This is a genomic window from Nitrospira sp. BLG_1, from assembly GCF_047338595.1.
Taxonomy (GTDB): Bacteria; Nitrospirota; Nitrospiria; order Nitrospirales; family Nitrospiraceae; genus Nitrospira_D.
On sequence record NZ_JBLFBO010000128.1, the window covers coordinates 1 to 1,291 of the forward strand.

Annotated in this window: 1 protein-coding gene; it reads left to right on the forward strand. The window is 55.5% G+C overall.

Features of this window, described 5'->3' with window-relative positions; genetic code table 11:
• On the forward strand, positions 1–1,291 hold a 1,291-nt coding region (locus ACMTNU_RS20670), incomplete at both ends, for a hypothetical protein (RefSeq protein ID WP_413937174.1).

Consider the following 1,291-nt stretch of genomic DNA (forward strand, 5'->3'; position numbering starts at 1 on the left):
AGGAACTAAAAAAAGATCCGGCGCGGTACGCGAAATTGCAAGAGGCGGCGAGCCGCTACCGGCAATGGGCCGATGCAAATCTTCGGTATCTCGTGGACAAAGGCCGACTGTCGCAAGAGCAGTACGAAGGCATCAAGGACAACAATGAACAGTATGTCGCGATGCAGCGAATTCTCGAAGTCTCGCCAGGGGAAGAGCTAGCCGCATTCATGCCGAAGGGAACCCCAAGCCGAAAGATTGGTGCAGTCGGGACGCCCGTTCACAGCTTTAAGGGATCAAGAAAAGCGATCAAGAATCCCTATCTCTCGCTGATGGATGCCACCCATCGGTCGATCCGTGAAGCCGACCGAAATGAAATTATGAAGCTCTTTCGGGATCTGCTCACCACAGACCGAGGACTGTACGAAGGAGAACCGAACGACCTCGCGAGTGTGGGCCGTGAGGCGCAGGCCGGTGAGCAACAGACGATCCCGATCTTTGTGAACGGCAAGAAAGAAATCTGGCAATTCCATCCCGATGTGTACAAGGCGCTGAAAGGGATCGAAGACGGGACCTACACGCTGCCGCCGTTCCTGACGATTCTGCCGCGCATCCTCAGGGCCACGATTGTGAACACTCCGGCGTTTGCCTTGCGGAACGTCATTCGCGACGCTTGGCAACGGTCCATTGCGTCACTCTCCGGTAGCAAGCCGTGGGACGCCCTCAAGGTCTACTCAAAGGAGGAGATCTCGCAGCTCAAACGTTCTGGTGGGGACCAGGCCGGACACTACTACACCGATTCCAAGAACTACGCCAGAGCCATGAAGTTTGCCATGCAGGAAGCCATAGCCTCTCACAATTCCATTGTCGTGAATCCCGCGAAGCTCGCGACATGGGTGAAGCAAGGCGGTCAAGGTTATCTCGATCTGATGCAGGGCGCTGAGCGACAGGGGCGACTCTCGGAGTATCGACGGGCGTTCAGGAAGGCGCAACAGCAGTTCGGCTATGACGACTATCACGCCATGCTGTACGCCGCAAGTCAGTCCAGAGGATTGATTGATTACGCGATTGCAGGCAATACCATGGCGCTGATCAATCAATTGATCCCGTTCAGCAATGCCGCCGTGCAGGGCTTGCGCTCGAACATGCTTCGTGCGAAGGCTGATCCGGCAGGATTTGCGCTGCGCTTTGGTGTCTTTGCCTTGGTCCCTGCGCTCATGAACTACGCATGGAATTATCTCTATGATGACGATGATCTTGACGAGTATCGGCAGTTGCCGGCCTATCAGCGGGATCTCTTCTGGAACTTCAA